The organism is [Pantoea] beijingensis (assembly GCF_022647505.1).
Lineage (GTDB): Bacteria > Pseudomonadota > Gammaproteobacteria > Enterobacterales > Enterobacteriaceae > Erwinia > Erwinia beijingensis.
On record NZ_CP071409.1, the window covers coordinates 1,849,068 to 1,867,569 of the forward strand.

The 18,502-nt window shown below is 49.3% G+C and carries 18 protein-coding genes and 1 pseudogene; 12 read left to right on the top strand and 7 right to left on the bottom strand.

Annotated elements, in window-relative coordinates; genetic code table 11:
• Nucleotides 1-19 precede the first annotated feature (19 nt).
• From tsaB to rnd, 4 genes are all read left to right on the top strand, one after another.
• On the top strand, nucleotides 20-721 hold the full coding sequence (tsaB, locus tag J1C60_RS08290; protein WP_128174756.1) for a tRNA (adenosine(37)-N6)-threonylcarbamoyltransferase complex dimerization subunit type 1 TsaB: 702 nt from the start codon (nucleotides 20-22) through the stop codon (nucleotides 719-721).
• A 56-nt stretch (nucleotides 722-777) separates the two neighbouring features.
• A complete protein-coding gene (locus tag J1C60_RS08295) occupies nucleotides 778-1,374 on the top strand; it encodes a Slp family lipoprotein (RefSeq protein WP_128174754.1) in 597 nt (198 codons plus the stop codon).
• A 296-nt stretch (nucleotides 1,375-1,670) separates the two neighbouring features.
• Nucleotides 1,671-3,341, top strand: coding sequence for a long-chain-fatty-acid--CoA ligase FadD (gene fadD / locus J1C60_RS08300; protein WP_128174752.1), 1,671 nt, complete (start codon nucleotides 1,671-1,673; stop codon nucleotides 3,339-3,341).
• Nucleotides 3,342-3,469: 128 nt separating this feature from the next.
• The gene (gene rnd, locus J1C60_RS08305; protein ID WP_128174750.1) at nucleotides 3,470-4,591 is read left to right on the top strand and encodes a ribonuclease D; all 1,122 of its coding nucleotides are present in this window, start codon (nucleotides 3,470-3,472) and stop codon (nucleotides 4,589-4,591) included.
• A 59-nt stretch (nucleotides 4,592-4,650) separates the two neighbouring features.
• On the opposite strand, the gene minE is transcribed toward rnd, so the two are convergent.
• Genes minE through minC form a run of 3 tightly spaced genes read right to left on the bottom strand, consistent with a single transcriptional unit; the run spans nucleotide 4,651 to nucleotide 6,467 of the window.
• Nucleotides 4,651-4,920, bottom strand: coding sequence for a cell division topological specificity factor MinE (minE, locus tag J1C60_RS08310; RefSeq protein ID WP_128174748.1), 270 nt, complete (start codon nucleotides 4,918-4,920; stop codon nucleotides 4,651-4,653).
• 3 nt (nucleotides 4,921-4,923) lie between these two features.
• On the bottom strand, nucleotides 4,924-5,736 hold the full coding sequence (gene minD, locus J1C60_RS08315) for a septum site-determining protein MinD (protein ID WP_128174746.1): 813 nt from the start codon (nucleotides 5,734-5,736) through the stop codon (nucleotides 4,924-4,926).
• A gap of 29 nt (nucleotides 5,737-5,765) precedes the next feature.
• Nucleotides 5,766-6,467: a septum site-determining protein MinC gene (gene minC / locus J1C60_RS08320; protein ID WP_128174744.1), complete on the bottom strand. Its 702-nt coding sequence runs from the start codon at nucleotides 6,465-6,467 to the stop codon at nucleotides 5,766-5,768.
• A gap of 271 nt (nucleotides 6,468-6,738) precedes the next feature.
• Here minC and J1C60_RS08325 point away from each other — a divergent pair, with 271 nt between their 5' ends.
• The 5 genes and pseudogenes from J1C60_RS08325 to J1C60_RS08345 all read left to right on the top strand — a co-directional run.
• Nucleotides 6,739-7,014, top strand: a complete 276-nt coding sequence (locus tag J1C60_RS08325; protein ID WP_128174743.1) for a YcgL domain-containing protein — start codon at nucleotides 6,739-6,741, stop codon at nucleotides 7,012-7,014.
• 198 nt (nucleotides 7,015-7,212) lie between these two features.
• The gene (locus J1C60_RS08330; protein WP_128174741.1) at nucleotides 7,213-8,304 is read left to right on the top strand and encodes a lytic murein transglycosylase; all 1,092 of its coding nucleotides are present in this window, start codon (nucleotides 7,213-7,215) and stop codon (nucleotides 8,302-8,304) included.
• A 55-nt stretch (nucleotides 8,305-8,359) separates the two neighbouring features.
• On the top strand, nucleotides 8,360-9,019 hold the full coding sequence (locus J1C60_RS08335; RefSeq protein WP_128174740.1) for a fumarylacetoacetate hydrolase family protein: 660 nt from the start codon (nucleotides 8,360-8,362) through the stop codon (nucleotides 9,017-9,019).
• A 62-nt stretch (nucleotides 9,020-9,081) separates the two neighbouring features.
• The gene (locus tag J1C60_RS08340) at nucleotides 9,082-9,528 is read left to right on the top strand and encodes a YcgN family cysteine cluster protein (RefSeq protein WP_128174738.1); all 447 of its coding nucleotides are present in this window, start codon (nucleotides 9,082-9,084) and stop codon (nucleotides 9,526-9,528) included.
• 152 nt (nucleotides 9,529-9,680) lie between these two features.
• Nucleotides 9,681-10,370 (top strand): annotated as a pseudogene (locus J1C60_RS08345) (IS4 family transposase); the annotation flags it as partial.
• Between the two features lie 38 nt (nucleotides 10,371-10,408).
• Here J1C60_RS08345 and dsbB read toward each other — a convergent pair.
• Entirely contained in the window at nucleotides 10,409-10,939 is a 531-nt protein-coding gene (gene dsbB, locus J1C60_RS08350; protein ID WP_128174736.1) for a disulfide bond formation protein DsbB, read from the bottom strand.
• 443 nt (nucleotides 10,940-11,382) lie between these two features.
• Here dsbB and fadR point away from each other — a divergent pair, with 443 nt between their 5' ends.
• Nucleotides 11,383-12,102: a fatty acid metabolism transcriptional regulator FadR gene (fadR, locus tag J1C60_RS08355; protein ID WP_128174734.1), complete on the top strand. Its 720-nt coding sequence runs from the start codon at nucleotides 11,383-11,385 to the stop codon at nucleotides 12,100-12,102.
• 62 nt (nucleotides 12,103-12,164) lie between these two features.
• Here fadR and J1C60_RS08360 read toward each other — a convergent pair whose 3' ends face one another.
• Nucleotides 12,165-13,700, bottom strand: coding sequence for a SpoVR family protein (locus tag J1C60_RS08360; RefSeq protein WP_128174732.1), 1,536 nt, complete (start codon nucleotides 13,698-13,700; stop codon nucleotides 12,165-12,167).
• A gap of 652 nt (nucleotides 13,701-14,352) precedes the next feature.
• On the opposite strand from J1C60_RS08360, the gene J1C60_RS08365 reads away from it, so the two are divergent.
• Nucleotides 14,353-15,657, top strand: coding sequence for a D-amino acid dehydrogenase (locus tag J1C60_RS08365; protein WP_128174731.1), 1,305 nt, complete (start codon nucleotides 14,353-14,355; stop codon nucleotides 15,655-15,657).
• A 123-nt stretch (nucleotides 15,658-15,780) separates the two neighbouring features.
• Nucleotides 15,781-16,851: a catabolic alanine racemase DadX gene (gene dadX / locus J1C60_RS08370; protein WP_128174729.1), complete on the top strand. Its 1,071-nt coding sequence runs from the start codon at nucleotides 15,781-15,783 to the stop codon at nucleotides 16,849-16,851.
• Between the two features lie 4 nt (nucleotides 16,852-16,855).
• Here dadX and J1C60_RS08375 read toward each other — a convergent pair whose 3' ends face one another.
• Entirely contained in the window at nucleotides 16,856-18,046 is a 1,191-nt protein-coding gene (locus J1C60_RS08375) for a multidrug effflux MFS transporter (RefSeq protein ID WP_128174727.1), read from the bottom strand.
• 153 nt (nucleotides 18,047-18,199) lie between these two features.
• Nucleotides 18,200-18,433 (bottom strand): DUF1480 family protein, encoded by a 234-nt coding sequence (locus J1C60_RS08380; protein WP_128174725.1) that lies wholly within the window; start codon nucleotides 18,431-18,433, stop codon nucleotides 18,200-18,202.
• Nucleotides 18,434-18,502: the final 69 nt, after the last annotated feature.

The following is an 18,502-nucleotide window of genomic DNA, read 5'->3' on the forward strand; positions in this document are numbered from 1 at the left end:
TAACCTGCCAGAGGCTTGTATGTCCACGCGAATTTTAGCTATTGATACTGCAACAGAAGCCTGTTCTGTTGCGCTGCAATCAAATGAAAACATTGATGCTTATTTCGAGTTATGTCCGCGCGAGCATACGCAGCGTATCCTGCCGATGGTTCAGCAGTTACTTTCGCAGAATAATATTAACCTACAGCAGCTTGATGCTCTGGCATTCGGTCGTGGGCCTGGTAGCTTTACCGGCCTACGTATCGGTATCGGCATTGCCCAGGGACTGGCGCTGGGCGCTGGGCTGCCGCTAATTGGTGTTTCAACTCTGGCAACTATGGCGCAGGGGGCCTGGCGACTGACAGGCGCAACGCGAGTGTTGGCTGCGATCGATGCGCGAATGGGCGAAGTTTACTGGGCAGAATACTCACGTGATGAGTTTGGCTATTGGCACGGTGAGGCCAGTGAAGCAGTGCTGACTCCTGAAGCAGCATTGGCACGCATGGCGTTACTGGAAGGTGAGTGGGCAACCGTTGGTACTGGCTGGCAGGCATGGCCGGTATTATCCGGGCAGAGTCAGTTATCGCTTCAGACAACGGAGGTTTCCTTGCCTGCCGCAGAGGATATGCTACCGCTGGCGGCGATGGCACTGGCATCGGGGCATACGGTAAAGGTTGAAAACGCGGAGCCGATTTATCTGCGAAATGAAGTGACCTGGAAAAAGTTACCCGGTCGTGAATAGACGGCAACTTATCTTTCGTCTGAAGGTCTAAAAATCACTCTTACAGGGAGATCGTCATGCGTAAATATTTAACCGGCACGGTCAGTGCACTCATGCTGTCTACAGTTCTACTTTCCGGCTGCGTTTCTATCCCTAATGCCGTTAAAGGGAGTTCGCCCACGCCGCAGCAGGATCTTATTCGGGTAATGAATGCTCCGCAGCTGTACGTTGGTCAGGAGTCACGTTTTGGCGGTAAAGTTGTCAATGTTACCAACCTTGATGGACGTACCCGTCTGGAAATTGCCACCCAGCCACTGGATGAAAGCGCACGTCCCATTCTCGGCTCGGCTTCCGTCGGGCGTATTTATGCCGATATCAACGGGTTTGTTGACCCGGTCGACGTGAATAACCAAATGGTAACGGTCGTTGGGCCCATTAAGGGGAGTGAAAAAGGTAAAATCGGCCAGGCGGTTTATAACTTTGTCATCGTTAGCGTCTCCGGCTATCAGCGCTGGCATTTGACGCAACAGGTCGTTTCACCACCTCAGCCAATCGATCCGTGGATTTGGTATGGCCCTCGGCGCGGTCGGCATGGCGGTTACTGGGGACCAGCGCCTTGGGGCGGATACTATAATACGGGCCCCGTACAGGTGCAGACTATCCTGACAGAATAGACGCGGGCGCAATGATTTTCGCTATTGAACGATAGCAGGCAACGCTACTCTCACTGCGAATATGAGCGCACGCTATGCGCGGTAATTACTGAAATAACACTTTTTACGGTCCGGTCGCGACATACGTGAACGGACCTTTTTATTGGATTTCTCAGGGGAAGAGAAATTTAGTGATGGGCTTCGCAACCTGAAAATTGAGTCATCTACAAACTGGTACGCTGAGTTAAAATATTGTTAATAACCGCGTATCGGTAGAGGCTGCGATGATAACAAATTATAATTTCCGAGGTGAATCCTTGAAAAAAGTTTGGCTTAATCGCTACCCGGCCGACGTTCCGGCTGAAATTGATGCACAGCGCTATACATCGTTAATCGATCTGTTTGAGCAAGCGGCTGCACGTTACGCCGATCGCCCCGCTTTTATTAATATGGGACAGGTAATGACTTTTCGTAAGTTGGAAGAGCGCAGCCGCGCTTTTGCCGCTTATTTACAGGAAGGGTTAGGCTTGAAGAAAGGCGATCGTGTCGCACTGATGATGCCAAACCTGCTGCAGTATCCTATTGCGATGTTTGGCGTTTTGCGTGCTGGCATGATTGTCGTTAACGTGAATCCCCTTTATACCCCGCGTGAACTGGAACATCAGCTTAACGATAGCGGTGCCGCAGCGATCGTTATTGTCTCTAATTTTGCCCATACGCTGGAAAAAGTGGTGGCGAAAACCCAGGTGAAGCACGTCATTCTGACACGGCTGGGCGATCAACTTTCACCGGCTAAAGCGACATTGGTTAATTTCGTCGTTAAGTACATCAAGCGGCTAGTGCCAAAATATCATTTGCCGAACGCTATTTCTTTTCGTAGTGCGCTACAAAACGGTTACCGTATGCAATATGTTAAGCCTGAAATGATCAATGATGATTTGGCTTTCCTGCAATATACCGGCGGTACCACTGGCGTGGCGAAGGGCGCGATGCTGACTCACCGTAATATGCAGGCCAATCTCGAACAAACCAAAGCTACCTACGGGTCGTTACTGCGCGACGGGAAAGAGACGGTTGTGACCGCGCTGCCGCTATATCATATCTTCGCATTGACGGTAAATTGTCTCTTATTTATTGAACTTGGTGGATGCAGCCTGTTAATTACGAATCCGCGCGATATCCCCGGGCTGGTAAAAGAGCTGGCAAAAAATCCGTTTACCGTCATAACCGGGGTTAATACGTTGTTTAATGCCCTGTTAAACGATAAAGATTTTCAGCAGTTAGACTTTTCAACAATGCGTCTTGCTGCTGGCGGTGGAATGGCGGTACAGAAGGCGGTAGCGGAACGTTGGGAAAAACTGACGGGCTGTTATCTGCTTGAAGGCTATGGTTTGACCGAGTGCTCTCCGCTGGTGTCGGTTAACCCTTATGATATTACCTGCCATAATGGAAGTATTGGTCTGCCGGTACCGTCAACGGATATCATGCTGGTGGATGACGAGGGCAATGAAGTTATCGGCGATGAACCCGGCGAGTTATGTATTAAAGGTCCCCAGGTGATGGTGGGATACTGGCAAAATCCGCAGGCGACCGATGAAGTGTTAAAAAATGGATGGCTTCACAGCGGTGATATTGTTACCGTTGACCATGAAGGTTTTTTGCGTATTGTCGATCGAAAAAAGGATATGATTCTGGTCTCAGGTTTCAATGTCTATCCGAATGAGATTGAAGATGTGCTGATGCAGCATCCTAAAGTGCGGGAAGCGGCGGCGATTGGTGTACCCAGTGACATTTCCGGTGAAGTCGTGAAGATTTGTGTGGTGAAAAAAGAAGCATCACTGACCGTAGATGAGCTTATTACGCACTGTCGCCGGCACTTAACCGGCTATAAGGTGCCCCGAATTGTTGAGTTCCGCGATGAATTACCGAAGAGCAATGTCGGTAAAATTTTACGTCGGGACCTCAGAGATGAGGCAAGCAGGGGATAGGCCGTCAGCGGATAATTTGCCCTGACTGGCACAGAAGATTTAAAAACGCCGGATTGCCCGGCGTTTTTATTGCTATAAATATTGGCCACCGTAGCGCTGATGTCACGGCTAATGGCGAGAGAGAACAATTGAATTACACATTAATCACTTCTAATGACGCGCTGGCTGAAGTTTGTCGCGCCGCGCGCCAATTTTCGGCACTGGCGCTGGATACCGAGTTTGTTCGCACACGGACCTACTATCCCCGTTTAGGGCTTATTCAACTGTACGACGGTGAAAAGTTATCGCTCATCGATCCGCTCTCCATCACTGAATGGACACCTTTTGAAGACTTACTGAGTGATGCCCGGGTGATTAAATTCCTGCATGCAGGAAGTGAGGATCTTGAGGTTTTTATCAATGAGTTTGGCGTTATGCCACAGCCGATGATCGATACCCAGATTCTCGCTGCATTTAGTGGTCGTCCGATGTCCTGTGGTTTTGCGACTCTGGTGGAATCGTTTACGGGTATCGCACTGGATAAGAGCGAATCCCGCACAGACTGGATGGCGCGACCATTAACCGAAAGACAGTGTGACTATGCTGCTGCCGATGTGTTTTATCTGTTACCCATTGCTCACAAGCTGGTGGCTGAAGCGCAGGACGCAGGATGGATGGACGCCGCACTGAGTGAATGTGAGCTGCTGTGCCAGCGTCGTAGTGATATCCTGCTGCCGGAAGATGCCTGGCGCGACATCAGTAATGCGTGGCAGTTACGGCCTCGACAGCTGGCCGCTTTGCAATTGATGGCAGCATGGCGGCTGGATTTGGCACGCGAGAAGGACATGGCGGTCAATTTTGTGGTGCGTGAAGAGAATCTGTGGAAAGTAGCACGCTTCATGCCAGGTTCTCTGGGGGAGCTGGATCACCTCGGCTTAAATGGCCACGAGATTCGCTTTCATGGTAAAACGCTAATAGGCTTTGTTGCTCAGGCAACGGCTATGGCGGAAGATCAACTGCCCATGTCGCTGATCAATATCATTGATCATCCGAATTATAAACAGGCATTTAAGGCATTAAAGGCACTGGTTGTGACCACCAGCGAGCAGTCCGGATTAAGTCAGGAACTGTTGGCTTCACGGCGTCAAATTAATCAATTACTAAGCTGGCATTGGCGGATCAAGCCGCGCGAAAGGTTGCCTGAGCTCTTATTTGGCTGGCGTGGGGTATTGATGGAAACGGGTATTAAAGAGGTGCTGGCGCTTTATTAAGCTGCAAAAAAGCATTTTCCCCTGCATGGAAGCAGGGGAAAATTATGAACAGAAGAGGATCATTTTGGCGCTTCTTCTGCCTCAGGCAATGTGACGTTGAGTTCCAGAATGGAAATATCATCATCCTTTTGATCCAGCTTAACACTGAGCATTTCAGGATCAATTTTTACGTATTTACAGATTACTTCCAGAAGATCCTTCTTCAATTGTGGAAGGTAATGGGGCTCACTATCGCCCCGTCTACGTTCAGCTACGATGATTTGCAGCCGTTCCTTGGCTATGTTTGCTGTGCTCTTTTTACGGGATAAAAAGAAATCAAGTAAGGCCATGGTTTATCCCCCGAACAGGCGTTTCAGGAAACCCTTCTTCTCTTCTTCAATGAAGCGGAAGGGACGTTCTTCTCCGAGAATACGATCTACGGTATCGGCATAGGCTTTGCCAGCATCTGACTCGCTGTCAAGGATAACCGGCTCGCCTTGGTTTGACGCGCGCAGTACGGATTGGTCTTCCGGAATCACGCCAGCCAGCGGAATGCGCAGAATTTCCAGAACATCTTCCATGCTCAGCATGTCGCCGCGACTTACGCGGCCCGGGTTATAACGAGTCAGCAGGAGATGCTCTTTAATCGGCTCCTGTCCGTTTTCCGCCCGGCGTGATTTTGAAGCAATAATACCTAAAATACGGTCAGAATCGCGCACCGAGGAGACTTCCGGGTTGGTGGTAATGATCGCTTCGTCGGCGAAGTAGAGCGCCATTAGCGCACCGGTTTCAATACCTGCCGGCGAATCACAAACCACAAATTCAAAATCCATCGCTGACAGATCGTTCAGGACTTTCTCCACGCCTTCACGGGTCAGGGCGTCTTTATCACGGGTTTGAGAAGCAGGAAGAATGAAAAGGTTTTCAGTGCGTTTATCTTTAATCAACGCCTGATTCAGTGTGGCATCACCCTGAATCACGTTAACAAAGTCATACACGACGCGTCGCTCACAACCCATAATCAAATCCAGATTACGTAGGCCGATATCAAAATCGATAACGACGGTCTTTTTACCTTTTTGCGCCAGACCGGTAGCGATGGCCGCGCTTGACGTGGTCTTACCAACGCCCCCTTTACCCGATGTAACTACAATAATGCGTGCCATGTTGATTTCCTTAAAAAAGGGGCTTGAACTTAATTCAATGTTTGTATAGTCAACGCGCCGTCTTTTAAGCAAAGACGCGACGCTTTTCCAAAAAATTCAGTCGGGATCTGATCCATAATCCAGTATTCGCCGGCAATAGAAACCAATTCCGCTGATAAGCTGCTACAAAAAATCTGGCATCCTTGATCACCGCTGGCGCCTGCAAGTGCTTTACCCCGCATCATGCCGTAGATATGAATATTACCATCAGCCACTAACTCCGCGCCTGCACTGACGCTATTGGTGACAATAAGATCGGCATTACGTGCATAAATCTGCTGCCCGGAGCGCACCGGCGTGTTTACCACCCGGGTTTTTGCCACCACCTGTTCAACTGGTAACTCAGCCTGAATAACTGGCGCTGCCTCAGGTTTTTGCTTCAGCTCTTTACCTTCAGACAAAATGGGCAAACCGGCACGCGCAATCATGCTTTTGAGCGCATCGTCTTTACAACCGCTGACGCCAACGATATGCAACCCCGTTGAAGCAATCGCCGTCTGCATCTGCTTCCAGTTCACATCCCCCGAGAGTGTCGCCACATTAAGTACGACCGGAGCATTTTTCAGGAAGGCCGGAGCCTGATCAATTTTGTCCTGAATCGCCTGGCGCACTATCTCAGGTTGAGAATGGTGTAAATGAACAACAGACAGAGTAAAACTGCTGCCTTTTAACTCGATTGGCGTTTGCGACATCTGTCCTGACTCAGTCCTGTTTTGTTATCCCGCGGCTTAATTAAGCCTGAACCCATCACCAATGCAGTAAAATCAGTATTATCCCCTGCGAAATGGCTGCCCGAAGTCTGCGATTCGCTGTGGGACACGGCCTTACTTTAACGTTGGTGACTTTGGGTATATTTTGCAAGCGCTTAATCACTGCGGGGCAATATTCCGAAGTACTGCAAGCATGTTATAGTTACTGCTATATTCAGGCAAGCCACCATCCCGCTTAATTCGAGTAAAAAATATGTTTTGTGTGATCTACAGAAGCCCGCAGCGTGACCAGACTTACCTTTATGTCGAAAAAAAGGACGATTTTTCGCGTGTGCCACCGGAACTGTTAAAAGGTTTTGGTAAACCACAGCTTGCTATGCTGCTTCCTCTTGATGGCAGTAAAAAATTGGTCAATGCTGATATTGAAAAAGTGCGGCTGTCCTTGCAAGAACAAGGTTATTATTTACAGTTACCGCCGCCAGTAGAAAGCCTGCTTAAGATGCATCTGGAAAATACGCCGCAGGGCTAATTAAGAATCATCTGTAAATATATCTCCGTTGTATTCCAGCTTCGCCCGTTTATTATTTACGAGGGAAATACCCGTAATAATGCTCGTTGAAGGGGCTGGATGTCACGGCCATACAGAGAGGCGTGGCTAAAAAAGTGTAAGTCGGCAAGCCTGCAGCATGAAAAATGACGGGGATAACATCACTAAAAGGATGACCGTATGAAGCACCCAGCACTCAACGTCCTTACGCTCTCACTGCTATTGGTGGGGTGTGCCAGTAAAAATAGCGCCGCACCAGCACCTGCATCAGTCGTCTCACCAGCACCAGCAGCGCCTGTGATACAAAATGGGGGGGGACTTCAGCCTGTGCCGGGTAAAACAACACTGGCGCAACAGGGACGTGATCCTGCTGAATTTCCTGCCTATGTTGAACAACTTAAGGCCGAAGCACGTCAGCAGGGAATTAATGAAGCCACCCTCAACAGCGCGTTTGCCAATATTCACTTTGTTGACCGCGTGATTACGTCAGATCGTAATCAACTGGAACAAAAAGTAACGCTTGACGATTACCTGGCGCGCGTTCTGCCTGGCTGGAAAATTAAACAAGCAAAAGAGTTTTATCTGCGTTACCAATCGGCGTTGGTACCGGTAAGCGAAAAGTACGGTGTACCGCCGCAGTATATTGTGGCTCTGTGGGCTATGGAGAGCAGTTTCGGAAAAATTCAGGGTAAAGAGGATGTCATTTCGTCGCTCTCTACGCTTGCTTTTGAAGGCCGCCGTGAAGCCTTCTTTACCCGGGAGCTAATATCGGCTCTGACTATCATACAACAAGGTCATATTACGGCCGCGGAAATGAAAGGCTCCTGGGCTGGTGCGATGGGGCAAAATCAGTTTATGCCCAGCTCTTTTCTTCAATACGGCGCGGATGGTGATGGCGACGGTAAGATTGATATCTGGAGTAATGTAGATGATGTCTTTGCCTCAACTGCAAACTATCTTGCAAAAGAGGGATGGCACGCTGATGAAAGCTGGGGCCGCGAAGTTGTGCTGCCGGTCGATTTTGCAAAACAGCAGGCTGGATTGAAAACGGGCCAGGCGAAAACCGTCGGTGCCTGGCAGAAGCTTGGTGTCCGCATGACGAATAGCGTATCGTTGCCAGACACGGCACAGCGCGCCTGGATCATTCTTCCTGATGATCTGGAAGGGCGTGCATTCATGGTTTATGACAATTTCAGAACTATCATGCACTGGAATCGATCCTATTATTTTGCCATTAGTATTGGTCGTATGGCCGATGCTATTGCACAGTAACTCAATAACGTTGGCGTAGCTGGCGTTTGCATATCACTCAGAGTAGGGGAAACGTATGTATCAGCATCGTAACTGGCAGGGCGAATTGTTAGATTTCCCAGTCGGCAAAGTCGTTTGTGTCGGCAGTAATTATGCTATGCACATCAAAGAGATGGGAAGTGCAACACCGGATGAACCGGTTGTTTTCATTAAACCAGAGTCTGCATTATGCGATTTGCGTGAACCTATTTCGATCCCTAAAGATTTCGGCGCAGTACATCATGAAGTCGAGCTGGCGGTGCTGATTGGTGCCACGCTGAAACAAGCGACGGAAGAACATGTTTCCAGGGCGATTGCCGGGTATGGTCTCGCGCTGGATCTGACGTTGCGCGATATTCAGGCGAAGCTGAAAAAAGCAGGGCAGCCCTGGGAGAAAGCGAAAGCTTTTGACTATTCATGTCCGTTATCGGGCTTTATCCCTACAGCAAAATTCACGCATGATCCGCAGAATGTGGAACTGAAACTGATCGTCAATGGTGAAGTGCGCCAGCAAGGCAGTACCGCAGAGATGATTCATAAAATTCTGCCGCTTATCGCTTACATGAGTAAATATTTTACCCTGCGTGCCGGAGATGTGGTGATTACCGGAACTCCCGCAGGTGTGGGGCCGATGTTATCGGGTGATAAACTTGAACTCTCCCTGGGCGGTCACGGTATTTCAACGCGTGTACTGTAAAGGTTGCATCCGCCGCCTGAACTGTTTATAAGGTGCGGGTTTTAATTTAACTGGATATAACGATGACTGAGATCCCTTTCTGGCAACAAAAGCGGCTTGAACAAATGACCGATGAGGAATGGGAATCCTTATGTGATGGTTGTGGTCAGTGCTGCCTCAATAAATTGCAGGATGCTGATACCGACGAAATCTATTTCACCAACGTCGCTTGCGATCAGCTCAATATTAAAACCTGCCAGTGTCGCAATTATGAACGTCGCTTTGAGTACGAAGAGGATTGCATAAAACTGACGCGGGAAAACCTGCCTACATTCTCATGGCTGCCTCCAAGCTGTGCATATCGGCTGTTGGCGGAAGGGAAAACACTTCCGGTATGGCATCCGTTACGTAGCGGATCAAAAACGGCGATGCATGCTGCGCGCATCTCCGTACGCCATATCGCAGTGAGGGAGAGTGAAGTGGTGGACTGGGAAGATCACATTATGAATCGCCCTGGCTGGGCTAAGTAAAAAACGGACCTTCAGGCTAATGCCGATCGTTTAAGGATCGGGTGACCGATCCGGTGGCTGGTGTAAAAAGGGTTCATGTTCAGCATGGACCCTTTTTCAATGGAACGTTCAAATCTCACCGCTCCTGACGAGGTTCAGAGCAACGCTGACCTGCTTTCACCGCACCCAGCTCCGTTATTCCCCGCAGAAAAACACTCGGTGAAGACGCTATCTGAGTTTTGTTTGATGTTACTCAGCAACACTGCCATGAAGAAGCAAAACACCCCCTCGGGCACGGATTGACGCTTAATACCATCGATGGCGTGGTCTGGCATACACAAGCCACACCTGAAAATGCAGAGGCCTTCGGTAAGGCTTCGAATCAACACGGCTATCCGCAATCGCAAGGTGTGCCTGATGGCGCTCAGCAGACATTTGCTGAGCGGGAGCGTGTCGGGCCGCTATGAATGAAATGCAACCGGCAGGTTGTGACGTCAATGAGCGATGCCATGTGTTATCCGGCCGCCAGCGTGGCGGAGCTTTATAAGCTTCGCCGGGAAATCGAGTTGGGATATCCTGCGGACATATAACCTGGTGCGATACCCGATCATCAAGATGGCGTTCAGCCTGAAGGGGGATTATCTGCCTTATCAACGAAGTTTTAGCGGTGCGGTATCGGAGATATTGCGGTTATTAATCGGGTTACCCCGGGCATCGTCGGGAGCCATTACGGATCATCAGAAACACTTTTACAGTAGCGCAGAAATGCTGAAACTGCTCTCAAGACGGAAGCGGGAATATGCGAGAGAAGTGAGAGAAAAGGTCGAAATATCCCTTAAAAAAACAACGCCGGTCACCTTAAGCGACCGGCATCAGACCTTCAGGCCCGTTTTTTTGTGCGTTACCGAGAGAACAGATCGCGACGTTTGGGTTTAAAGGGTTGAGCAATAACAACCAGTAACGCGATAAGCAGAAACACCGAGAAAACCACAATCAACCATTGCGGCATTCCCAGTGTCAGAAAGGACCACTGATTTTCTGAACAGTCACCGGAAGCAACAAAAACAGAGGGCAACCATTTATTCAGTGGCAGCCAGCTCGGAAAGCGCGCAGCAAACTCACAGGTGACAAAGGGATTGGGGTGTAGCTGAATCATCGTATGTTCATACGATAAGCGCACACCCTCCCACGCACTGTAAAGCCAAATGAGGAGGGCGCCATAACGTAGGGGCGTCTTCGGCGCAATAGCGCCCACCAGGCCCGCCCCCATGATCCCGAAAAGCGCGCAACGCTCATAAATACACATCACACAGGGCCTTAACATCATTACGTGCTGAAAATAGAGCGCAACCATTTCCAGTATAAAAGCGGTAAATGCCATTAATAGCCAGGCACCACGTCCTCTGGAGCATTGATTTAAATATCTCAACATAAACCTTTCCATGCAATTTGCCGTGAAACGGCAGTGTAAACTAAAAGCTAATCGCTGCCAGCCACAGTAGCGAAAAAAGATAAATGGGGATAAATCGCAAAGTAAAAAAAATGTGAACTGATGAGTATGTATGCTGCAAAACGGTATTTTACCCATAAGTAAATGTTAAATACCTTGCTATTGAACGGTAATACGCAAACTTCTTCATATATTGGTCTGCTTTTATATTTTTTTAGCGTGATTGCTCCTTTCCAACCCGGACAGACTATGTCCTGCTCCAGGGCTCTGGTATGATGAGATGCAGTATAGCAGCCACTCTGTGTTGACGGGGCGGGCAGCGTTATTGCCTCTCCAAATAACGGAGAGTTGTTGACGAAGCGGGATGGCCCAGTAGCCGTAACGTCAGGGAAGCTGGGTAAAACAAAAGTCACGAGAAAAAAGCTATGGTGATCAAGGCGCAGAGCCCTGCGGGTTTCGCTGAAGAGTATATTATTGAAAGTATTTGGAATAGCCGTTTTCCGCCAGGTTCTATTTTACCCGCTGAACGCGAGCTTTCTGAATTAATCGGTGTGACGCGTACCACGTTACGTGAGGTGTTACAGAGACTGGCGCGTGACGGCTGGTTAACCATTCAGCATGGCAAACCTACCCGGGTTAATAATTTCTGGGAAACCTCCGGGCTGAATATCCTCGAGACGCTTGCACGGCTGGATCACGATAGTGTTCCGCAACTTATTGATAATTTGCTGTCGGTTCGTACGAATATCTCCTCGATTTTTATTCGTCGGGCTATTCGTCATTATCCACAGCAGGTACAGGAAGTGCTGGCAACCGCACGCGATGCTGACGATCGTGCTGATGCTTACACCGATCTGGATTACAGTATCTTCCGTGGGCTGGCGTTCGCTTCCGGTAACCCCATTTATGGCTTGATCCTCAACGGGCTGAAAGGGCTTTATACTCGAGTTGGCCGTTATTATTTCTCCAATCCTGAGGCGCGAAAGCTGGCGCAAGATTTTTATCAGCAGCTTTCCGTTATTTGTGAAAAGCAGCAGATTGAGCTAATTGTAGAAGCTGTTAGGGCTTATGGACGCCGTAGCGGTGAAATCTGGCACAGTATGCAAAACGCCATGCCAGCAGATTTAGCACACCAGCGACGCTAGACGTCGGGCATGAACGAGGTCGGGCCGGGTACAGATTAGCTACCCGGCCTTTTTATTGCCATTTATAGTACGGATGGGCGGGGCGGACAGCGCTCAAGAATCTCTGTACTTCCATCTTCATTTTGCTGTTCAAGATGGATATCGAATCCCCACAGTCGATGGACGTGTTTCAGGACTTCCTTGCGGCTCTTATCGAGCGGGGCGCGATCGTGTGGAACGTAGCGTAGCGTAAGGGAACGGTCGCCGCGTAAGTCGACATTGTAAACCTGAATGTTAGGTTCCAGGTTGCTCAGATTGTACTGTGCTGAGAGCTGTTGGCGAATGGCGCGGTAACCTGCTTCATCGTGTATCGCGGCTATCTCAAGGTAGTTGTTGCGATCGTCATCCAGTACGGTAAACAAACGGAAATCGCGCATGACTTTCGGTGACAGGAACTGACTGATAAAGCTCTCATCTTTGAATTCGCGCATGGCAAAATGCACGGTTTCCAGCCAGTCTTTGCCAGCAATATCAGGAAACCAGTAACGATCTTCTTCCGTGGGGGACTGACAAATCCGCTTAATATCCTGGAACATAGCAAAGCCTAATGCATAGGGGTTAATACCGTTATACCACTGACTATTATAGGGCGGTTGATAAACCACGTTAGTGTGACTGTGCAAGAACTCCAGCATAAAGCGTTCCGATACTTTGCCCTCATCATACAGATGATTGAGGATGGTATAATGCCAGAAGGTCGCCCAGCCCTCGTTCATTACCTGTGTCTGTTTCTGCGGATAAAAATACTGGCTAACTTTACGCACAATGCGAAGAACTTCACGCTGCCACGGTTCCAGCAGCGGCGCGTTTTTTTCCATAAAGTAGAGTAAATTTTCCTGCGGTTCCGAAGGATAGCGCACGACTTCGGCCTGTACTTCCTCTTTTTCACGACGGGGTAACGTGCGCCAAAGCGTGTTGACCTGGCTCTGCAGGTACTCCTCACGGCTTTGCTGACGAGCCTTCTCTTCCTGAAGCGATATCTTTTGCGGGCGTTTGTAGCGATCCACCCCGTAGTTCATCAATGCATGACAGGAGTCCAGTAACCGCTCAACGACTTCGACACCATAGCGTTCTTCACATTGTGTAATATAGTTTCGAGCAAATAACAGGTAATCCACAATCGAGCTGGCGTCAGTCCAGCTGCGAAACAGATAGTTATTTTTAAAAAAAGAGTTATGGCCATAGCAGGCATGAGCCATCACCAGTGCCTGCATTGTAATGGTGTTTTCTTCCATCAAATAAGCAATACAGGGGTTAGAATTGATGACAATTTCATAGGCAAGCCCTTGCTGACCGTGCTTATAGCGTTGTTCCGTCTCGATAAACTTCTTACCAAAGGACCAGTGTGCATAGTTGATGGGCATCCCGACGCTGGAATAGGCATCCATCATCTGTTCGGAGGTAATCACTTCGATTTGGTGCGGATAAGTATCGAGCCTATAGTGTTTTGCTACGCGGTCGATCTCTTCAAGATAAACATCAAGAAGGTCGAAGGTCCAGTCTGGCCCGTCACTGAGTCGTTTACTGTCCCTGATGTGATCGTCAAAAATTGTCGTCATAGCGCACCCCTCTTATGTGGGCCCGGTTGCACATAGCACATAAGCGCCAGATCCGGGACCATTACATTTTGAGACTTCCATGCGGTGTTTTACCAGGGAAGTTCGAAAAACTGAGTGAATACTTCAATGATAGTTCACTGTCTCCCATACGAAACAGGAAAACAAATGAAAATTTCCAACCGAAAATAGAGTGTTAAACAAAAAAACAGTAAAAATAAGCATAATATGCCGTGAAGTAACTTATTCTTGGTTCAAGTGTTTGTTTTTTTGCTGAATGATTAGCGGTTTTTTTTCTGCTGTCAGAAGAAAAATAAGCGAATATTGTTATTTTTTATCATCAAAAAGCCATTTTTAATAAAATAAGCTACTGTATCTCGTCACTCACCTTGTTTTTTATTACCTGTAAGGTAAAAAAGATGTGAAATGTATCACCGCCAGATGATGATACTTGCAGTAGTATCATCCACCGATTTTGCGCGGATAAAGCAGTATATTGTTCTATGCTAATTTTATTGAGCATGCCGCATTTATTGATGATGCTCGGGTACCTGCGATTCTGAGCATTGTCCGTGCAAGGGACTCATAAAATGACTGGGTGAGCTCGCCTCACGTAAGTGATTTTTCCTCTATTATGAACCGCCATGGAGTGTGTATGCGTGTTGTGATTCTGGGAAGTGGAGTTGTTGGCGTTACAAGCGCCTGGTACCTGTCACAAGCAGGCCATGACGTGACGGTGATAGATCGCCAGTCTGGACCAGCACTTGAGACAAGCGCCGGTAATGCCGGTCAAATATCCCCTGGCTACGCCGCGCCTTGGGCCGCGCCTGGGGTTCCACTAAAAGCGATCAAATGGATGTTTCAGCGCCACGCCCCGCTTGCTATCCGCCTTGACGGTAGTCGTTTCCAACTGGAATGGATGTGGCAGATGCTCCGCAATTGTGACATGCAGCATTACCAGCAGAATAAAAGTCGCATGGTGCGTATTGCGGAATATAGCCGTGATTGTCTGAAAGCTTTACGTGAGCAAACAGGCATTGCTTATGAAGGGCGGCAGGGCGGTACGTTGCAGCTATTTCGTACTGAACAACAGTACCAAAGCGCCGCCAAAGATATTGCGGTGCTGGAAGAAGCGGGTGTGCCATATCAGCTGCTGGAGGCGAATCAGCTTGCGCAGGTGGAACCTGCACTGTCAAAAACGCATCAAAAATTGAGCGGTGGTTTACGCCTGCCTAATGATGAAACCGGCGATTGTCAGCTTTTTACCCAGCGACTGGCAGAGATGGCGGCAGCCGAGGGCGTGACGTTCCGCTACAACATGTCGGTGGATCACCTTCTACGCGATGGCAATCATATCTATGGCGTCAAATGTGGCGAAGAAGTCATAAAGGCGGATAGCTATGTGGTGGCATTGGGATCTTTTTCGACTGCACTGCTGCATAATATTTTATCTATCCCGGTTTATCCATTAAAGGGCTATTCGCTGACGATTCCGATAAAAGATGAGTCGGCGGCTCCGGTCTCGACCGTTCTTGATGAAACTTACAAAGTTGCGATTACCCGTTTTGATAAACGTATTCGCGTCGGGGGCATGGCTGAGATTGTCGGTTTCAATGATAAGCTGCTGCCTGCCCGCAGGGAAACGCTGGAAATGGTGGTCCGCGATCTTTATCCCAGTGGTGGACATATTGAGCAGGCAACCTTCTGGAGTGGACTGCGCCCGATGACGCCTGATGGTACCCCTATCGTAGGCAGAACCCCGCTGAATAATCTTTTTTTGAATACCGGGCATGGAACACTCGGCTGGACAATGTCCTGCGGTTCAGGGCTGCTACTTTCTGATATCATTTCCGGTAAACGTCCGGATATTGCGGCAGACGACCTGTCGGTGCTGCGCTATTTACCAGGGTTCTCACCGGCCACGTCCCCTCTGTTACAGCGTGTTAACACCAGCAGGTAACACATTCAGGAACGATCCGATTTATCGGTTTGGTACACCTGTGTCGGGTACGGCATAAGTTGCAGGCTCTGCTTAGGCGGAGCGGTGGGCATATAACGCGTTACGGTTATTGAAGGAGAGGTTATGTCACGTCCGATTGTCGCAACCATCAATACGGCGGCGTTGCGACAAAACCTGGCGATCGCACGCCAGGCTGCGCCAAATTCACGCGTATGGTCTGTGGTAAAGGCTAATGCATATGGGCATGGTCTTGATCGTGTCTGGTCAAGTTTGTCCGATACAGATGGTTTTGCATTACTTAACCTCGAAGAAGCCATCTTGCTGCGTGAGCGTGGCTGGAAGAAGCCGATTTTATTGCTTGAGGGTTTTTTCCATGCGGATGAGCTGGAAATCCTCGATCGCTACCGTCTCACTACCAGCGTACATAGCAACTGGCAAATTAAGGCGCTTGCGGAGGCCGAGCTTACCGCGCCTCTGGATATTTATGTCAAGATGAATAGTGGCATGAATCGTCTTGGGTTTCAGCCAGAACAAATCGGTAATGTTTGGCATAAGTTGCGTGCGCTGCCGAACGTCAGCGAGATGACATTAATGGCGCATTTTGCTGAGGCAGAAAAAAACGAAGGTATTATCGCGCCGATGGCACGTGTTGAACACGTTGCTGAAGGGTTGGAATGTCCACGCTCGTTGGCTAACTCAGCGGCAACGTTATGGCATCAGCAGACCCATTTTGATTGGGTGCGTCCGGGTATTATTTTATATGGCGCATCACCCAGCGGCCATTGGCAGGATATTGCAGGTACCGGACTTAAACCGGTGATGACGCTTACCAGCGAAATCATTGGTGTACAAAATCTGAAACAGGGCGATGGCGTTGGATACAGTAGCCTTTATCGTGCCAGCGGTGAGCAACGTATTGGCGTCGTTGCATGCGGGTATGCGGACGGTTATCCGCGTCACGCACCGACAGGGACGCCAGTTATGGTTGACGGCGTTCGTACGCGAACGCTGGGCGCGGTATCAATGGATATGATTATGGTGGATTTAACGCCGTGTCCGCAGGCAGGGATTGGTACAAGGGTTGAGCTGTGGGGCGACACCGTCAAAATTGACGATGTCGCCGGCGCGGCCGGTACCGTGGGCTATGAATTGATGTGCGCACTGGCACCACGAGTACCGGTTGACGTTTCCTGAGCTTTCAGAGCGCGGTAATTTTGCCGCGCACTTTTTTACTGCTGCGCCAGGCGATAAAAATCGCGGTGGCACCAATAAGCATCATCAACGCCAGCGCGGTTTTCTCTCTGAGCGGTAACGCCATCATCAGTAATCCTGCTGAAGACCCCCCGGCCATCTGAATGAAACCAGCGAGCGCTGAAGCGACCCCAGCCTGTTGCTGGTAAGGCTCCAGCGCATAGCTGGTGGCCGGACCGACGGTGAATGCCAAACCTGCTACGGCGATTGCGACCGGTACCATATACAGAGCCCAGTGTATTTGCCAGCTTTCAGGTAGCAGCGTCTCGCCGCCATAAAGTAAGATCGCACCGATAATCATTGTCAGACTACCAATCGCCAGGCATACAGGGCGGCCTACTTTACGAATCATTTTGTTAACCAGCACGCTCACCAGCATGATCCAGAAACCATTTGCACCAAAGGCGATCGAGAATTGTAATGGACTCAGTTTCCCGGTGGTCATTAATACCTGAGGAGCCAGCGAGACATAGGTCAGCACCATTCCCATTGCTCCTGCATTAGCAAAGGTAAAAGCGAGAAAGAGCGGTTGTTTGAAAATTTGCCAGTACTGGCTCAGGGGCAAACTTTTTACCGGCTGCGTGTTTTGTGGGCGCGTTTCGGGCAAAAAGCCGATAACAATCAGGCTAACCAGTACTGCGTAACTGGTAAGAAACCAGAAAGGAGCTCTCCAGTCCAGGAGGTCGGCAAGGAAGCCACCAAGCATTGGTGCCAGGGCCGGTACAATATTTAATGCGCCGTTAAGAAAACCATAGGCGCGCGCCGCCTCATCACCGTCTAGCCGATCGCGTACGCCGCTAAACGCAACCACTGCGGTACAACAAACGGCCGTTCCCTGAATCAACCGAGCGATAAGGAACATTGGCCAGTTTACAGCGGTTGCCCCAAGGATACTCCCGACGACATAGAGTAGCAGGCCGACAATGGCGATCGGTTTGCGGCCAAAATTATCCACCAGCGGTCCGGCAACAATCTGCCCCAAACCCATAACCAGCAGAAACAGCGGGATCGTTGCTTGAATATTGCTTACCGGGGTCGTCAGCCCACTGGCAATTTGCGGGAGTGTGGGTAAATAGAGGTCGATACCTAGCGGTCCCAGCAGAACCAGACTGAGTAAAATCAGCGTAAATTTTTGCATTATAGGAAGTAATTTCAGATAACCAGCGAGCCGCACAGGGTAGTAGCTAGCGGTGGAAAAGGGAAGGAGAAACACAAGGTAAAGTCATTTACCCGGAGTAACCCGCTCATAAAAAAACCGCCAACACTAAAAAATGAGGGCGGTGGTGCTCAATTATGCGGGTTTTTTCAATATCCAGTGGTCATGCTCTTTATCATAATGTCCAATAGCAAGGTCGGTTTCCTTGCCATCAATCCAGGCGGGAACACTGGTCTCTGGGTCCCAACCGTCTAGTTGGTAGCTTAGTCCGGGATTGGTATGACAGGGGATGCTGATCGTTTCGCTATTTTCAGCTCCAAGCTCTGCATCAATAATCTCGTAACGGCCAATTTTGACAACATTGCCCATGATAGTCTCCCTTTGAAATGACACGAATATTAAGCATAGTCGCTCATAGCAATAACGGATCTGCTCCAG

What these genes read in the sequence shown, in the direction of transcription:
- tsaB (WP_128174756.1), top strand. Translation starts at nt 20, where the DNA reads ATGTCCACGCGAATTTTAGCTATTGATACTGCAACAGAAGCCTGTTCT.
- J1C60_RS08295 (WP_128174754.1), top strand. Translation starts at nt 778, where the DNA reads ATGCGTAAATATTTAACCGGCACGGTCAGTGCACTCATGCTGTCTACA.
- minE (WP_128174748.1), bottom strand. Translation starts at nt 4,920, where the DNA reads ATGGCCTTACTTGATTTCTTTTTATCCCGTAAAAAGAGCACAGCAAAC.
- minD (WP_128174746.1), bottom strand. Translation starts at nt 5,736, where the DNA reads ATGGCACGCATTATTGTAGTTACATCGGGTAAAGGGGGCGTTGGTAAG.
- minC (WP_128174744.1), bottom strand. Translation starts at nt 6,467, where the DNA reads ATGTCGCAAACGCCAATCGAGTTAAAAGGCAGCAGTTTTACTCTGTCT.
- J1C60_RS08325 (WP_128174743.1), top strand. Translation starts at nt 6,739, where the DNA reads ATGTTTTGTGTGATCTACAGAAGCCCGCAGCGTGACCAGACTTACCTT.
- J1C60_RS08330 (WP_128174741.1), top strand. Translation starts at nt 7,213, where the DNA reads ATGAAGCACCCAGCACTCAACGTCCTTACGCTCTCACTGCTATTGGTG.
- J1C60_RS08335 (WP_128174740.1), top strand. Translation starts at nt 8,360, where the DNA reads ATGTATCAGCATCGTAACTGGCAGGGCGAATTGTTAGATTTCCCAGTC.
- J1C60_RS08340 (WP_128174738.1), top strand. Translation starts at nt 9,082, where the DNA reads ATGACTGAGATCCCTTTCTGGCAACAAAAGCGGCTTGAACAAATGACC.
- dsbB (WP_128174736.1), bottom strand. Translation starts at nt 10,939, where the DNA reads ATGTTGAGATATTTAAATCAATGCTCCAGAGGACGTGGTGCCTGGCTA.
- fadR (WP_128174734.1), top strand. Translation starts at nt 11,383, where the DNA reads ATGGTGATCAAGGCGCAGAGCCCTGCGGGTTTCGCTGAAGAGTATATT.
- J1C60_RS08360 (WP_128174732.1), bottom strand. Translation starts at nt 13,700, where the DNA reads ATGACGACAATTTTTGACGATCACATCAGGGACAGTAAACGACTCAGT.
- J1C60_RS08365 (WP_128174731.1), top strand. Translation starts at nt 14,353, where the DNA reads ATGCGTGTTGTGATTCTGGGAAGTGGAGTTGTTGGCGTTACAAGCGCC.
- dadX (WP_128174729.1), top strand. Translation starts at nt 15,781, where the DNA reads ATGTCACGTCCGATTGTCGCAACCATCAATACGGCGGCGTTGCGACAA.
- J1C60_RS08375 (WP_128174727.1), bottom strand. Translation starts at nt 18,046, where the DNA reads ATGCAAAAATTTACGCTGATTTTACTCAGTCTGGTTCTGCTGGGACCG.
- J1C60_RS08380 (WP_128174725.1), bottom strand. Translation starts at nt 18,433, where the DNA reads ATGGGCAATGTTGTCAAAATTGGCCGTTACGAGATTATTGATGCAGAG.